The 3,585-nt window shown below is 37.4% G+C and carries 5 protein-coding genes; all 5 read left to right on the forward strand.

What is annotated here, in order from left to right; translation table 11 throughout:
* Positions 1-299 precede the first annotated feature (299 nt).
* On the forward strand, positions 300-758 hold the full coding sequence (locus ACFIL8_RS08310; protein WP_375689400.1) for a prephenate dehydratase domain-containing protein: 459 nt from the start codon (positions 300-302) through the stop codon (positions 756-758).
* A complete protein-coding gene (locus ACFIL8_RS08315; RefSeq protein WP_375638226.1) occupies positions 745-1,212 on the forward strand; it encodes a hypothetical protein in 468 nt (155 codons plus the stop codon). Before ACFIL8_RS08310 ends, ACFIL8_RS08315 begins: the two co-directional genes overlap by 14 nt.
* 392 nt (positions 1,213-1,604) lie before the next feature.
* Positions 1,605-1,901: a hypothetical protein gene (locus ACFIL8_RS08320; RefSeq protein ID WP_375638227.1), complete on the forward strand. Its 297-nt coding sequence runs from the start codon at positions 1,605-1,607 to the stop codon at positions 1,899-1,901.
* Complete coding sequence (locus tag ACFIL8_RS08325; protein ID WP_375622372.1) at positions 1,898-2,845, forward strand: DMT family transporter; 948 nt, start codon at positions 1,898-1,900, stop codon at positions 2,843-2,845. The genes ACFIL8_RS08320 and ACFIL8_RS08325 overlap by 4 nt, the downstream gene beginning before the upstream one ends.
* Positions 2,842-3,585, forward strand: a 744-nt coding sequence (locus ACFIL8_RS08330; protein WP_375689403.1) for an acetyl-CoA carboxylase biotin carboxylase subunit family protein, incomplete at its 3' end; no start/stop codon positions are given. The genes ACFIL8_RS08325 and ACFIL8_RS08330, both read left to right, overlap by 4 nt.

The raw sequence follows: 3,585 nt of genomic DNA on the forward strand, positions 1-3,585 counted from the left end.
AGAACTTTCCTGCTCAATCACTCCCCTAAACAACGATGTTTTACGGCATGATAGAATAATGAACAGACAAAATTATATCGTAAATTTGCTTTCACATATACATTATTTTTAAAGCACTAAATTACTTAACGCATTGTGCTTGATATACTCTATCATATTACACTAGTTTAAATTTAGGCACATAATTATAAAGAATAGAGATCATGTAATCTGAAAATAATGCTTTTACACTTGTCCCTGCAGATACTAACTGTGCAACTGCAGAATAATGGTGGCTTAACAATCACAATAAAAATATTTTGTCCACTGACTCTAGATCCCGTATTATCTTATACGCAACTCTTGAAGAAGCATTTAATGAACTTTCTCCGAAAAAGGATGGATATCTCTTAAGCTGTGCTGCTTACCCTGATTTGCATACACTCATATTTACCCGTTTAAGTGATATGCAATTATTTGACAGCTTTATCATGCCTACTCACTTTATGGTTTTAGCTAAACGCAATAACATTGATGAAATTAAAACCGTAGCGACTCATCCTGCCCCGCAATCTCTGGTAGCTCATCAATATGACAAAGTATTTGCCAACAGCAATGCTGATGCAGCCGTTCTTTGTAAGGCTGAAAAAGCCGATGCTTGTATCACAACATCGGTTGCGGCAAATCGCTATAGGCTGAATATTGTTGAAAATTTTGGACAAGTGCCAATGGCCTTTTTGCTCCACTCACTAAAGTCAACTAAACATGAAAAAATCTGAAGCGCTTCTTTCCATTGTTAACTTAGTTGACAAATTCCGTATGCGCCAAGAACGAGATGAGAGCATTAAGGAACCAACTTCAGCAGATAATAATATGATCAATGAATTGATCACTCTGCTGAACCACCATGCCAATATTCTTGACGGATTATCTCCAAAACTTTTAGCAACCACTTCTGATGATCTTCATCAGTGGATGATCAGCGGTTTAACGACCCCTCCTAAATTTGATAACACTTTGGCTGCTTTCAAAGCCCCATTACCAGATGCGCCCTTGTTTTTCTTGGCTCCAATGCGTGCAACAAATGGACCTGATCCAGAAGGATTCCAGCTGGAATTAGTTACAGGATATCGTCATGAAACGGCCTATCTTGCTGACGCCTCAAAATATACAAAGAATTATCTATCACCTTTTCAATGTATAAAAATGGGAATAGCATCAAGAGGGAGATAGACAACAATTGCATTGTTCTATTCCCAGAATCTGTAGCAACTGCTAAGAAAATTGATAAGCAAACAATTGTGGAAGCTGAACGTTTACTCGGTCGAGATAGTAAATTCCTGTTCGATCAATTGCATAATCGTAACTTATCTAAAGAAGACCTTTACGATGCTCGCTGTTTGTGAGGCTATTATCATGACTATGCACATCATACCGGACCGCGACCATTGGATAAAAATCTGTATATAAAATTAAATTGGTTTACAGGTCTTCTAGAAGAAACTAAAGTTGATTTAATTACAGTGCGTATTATGCTACAAAATCATCCAAAATTTTGGAAAGAAACAACTGAATTTGTTCTATTAGAACGCATATTTCGTTAGCCAAAAAGTTCTGATCAGCATATGACATTCGATGCTGGCACAGGTGTCTTGCTTTTTGAAATATTGATGCGGAACAAAGCATTGATTGAAACAAATCAAGGTTATCTTCAATTTGATTTGGAGCGTCTTGAAAAAGTAATAATATTGATGATAGCAGATATAGAAGCACTTGAAGCATTAAATTTAGATGACGCTTATTTGGCAGGAGCTAAGGATTATATCCAAAATAATCTTGGAAAACCACAGACTTCAAAGTCACGATTTAATTTTTCAACATCATCTTATGCACAGTACATTATTAGGGGATTAAATCATTGAGTTTCTTAAAAGGACAGTTATTCTTATTTACCTTTGCTATTCTAGCATTGTTTTCCATAAGTTGGTTATTATCTAAGAATTTGGTTAGCAATATACCCGTCATGCATGCGGTTGGACTTAGGTTGTTTGCCACCGCAGCCACCTTATGGCTGATTGCAGTATTTCGTGAGAAAGCTGTTTTCAGATCCCTACCATTGCTTTCCATGATACCTTCTTTTTTAATTCTCTCAGTGTTAGGATTTTCGCTGTATTTTGTATGCAGCTTTGGTGCATTAAAATCGCTCAAAGCCAGTGATTTAACTATGGTTCTCGCTACTATTCCAGGGATTACTTATATATTAGGTGCATTGACAAATGTCCTTAAATTCTCATGGCTGAAGTTTAGCGGAGTGATAATTGTCAGTGTAGCAGCTATAGCATTTAATATAAACAGTGGAGAAGGTGGATATTATAACCTAATAGGAATAGCTCTTGCTTTAACAGCAGCACTTTCTTACTCTGCTTATGGCTTATTGTCTAAACGTTATCTTAAAAATTTACCTTTGCTCACCTCACTGGCTTGGATCACAACAATTTCTGTCGCATCATTTATGCCATTATTTATTTTTGATCCTGCCCCACTCTTATATCTTAAGTTAGAAGATATATTTAAAATATTGATTTTAGGAACTGTTTGCTCGGCACCAGTTTACGTATTATATCAAAAAGTTTTAGCCGAAGGAGGCGTATTATACGCCAATACTATCGGCGTATTATCCCCTTTTGCAGTGGTTGCATGTGAATGGATAATCGGCTCGAGCCCTTCTCTCAATATGATCAAAATAATTGCTATGATTGTAGTTGTTATAGGGATGACACTCTTATTTATAGATGCATCAAAGGTATCTACATGGCAACAGAAACGTCGTGCCCAAAATTCCAAATTTAATGAGGAAACAAAATGAAAAAACTCGCGTTAGTTTGCCAGCGCAATGCAAAACTACCATTTATATTTGAAGCAGCACAAGCAGCTAATATCGAATTAATAATGATCTATGATACCGCTGAAAGCGCTCCCACTCAACACCCCGCAGCAGTCACTTCAACTTGGCAACTTCCTGTTTTTGATAACCCAGAGGCAGCTCTAGACACTTTTGCAACGGGAGCAAAAGAACGCAATATTTCTGGGATTATGACCCTTCGCGAAGAAGCCATCCTATGGACAGCTTTGGCTGCAAAAAAAATCAATACTCCAAGTATTGAACCAGAAGTAGCAGCATTAACCCGAAATAAATATCTCATGCGTCAAGCTTTTGCTAAAGCAGGCTTAAGAACACCAGGATTCTTTTATATAGATCATCCAGAAGACCTATCAAAAACACATGCCTTAGACTATCCGCTCGTTATTAAACCCGTCTCTGGATGGGCAAGTACAGGCGTCATGTTAGCTAAAAATTCCGCTGAACTTTCTGATCTCATTAAAGCCGTATGGAATGTTCAGCATAAAGACATGGCACGTTTTAATGATAAAAGTAAACCTGTAGGTTTAATCGTAGAACAGTATTTGCCAGGAAAAGAGTTTGTCGTAGAATGCTTTGTTGATACAGCAGGTGTACATGTTCTGTCCGTTGGAGACAAGGGACAGCCTGAGGGACCATGGTTTGAAGAAACAATTTATCGTCAACGCTGTGATATAGATGATCCT

Origin of the sequence: Bartonella sp. AP57NXGY (assembly GCF_042195805.1) — a bacterium.
Taxonomy (GTDB): domain Bacteria; phylum Pseudomonadota; class Alphaproteobacteria; order Rhizobiales; family Rhizobiaceae; genus Bartonella.

What these genes read in the sequence shown, in the direction of transcription:
- ACFIL8_RS08320 (WP_375638227.1), top strand. Translation starts at nt 1,605, where the DNA reads ATGACATTCGATGCTGGCACAGGTGTCTTGCTTTTTGAAATATTGATG.
- ACFIL8_RS08315 (WP_375638226.1), top strand. Translation starts at nt 745, where the DNA reads ATGAAAAAATCTGAAGCGCTTCTTTCCATTGTTAACTTAGTTGACAAA.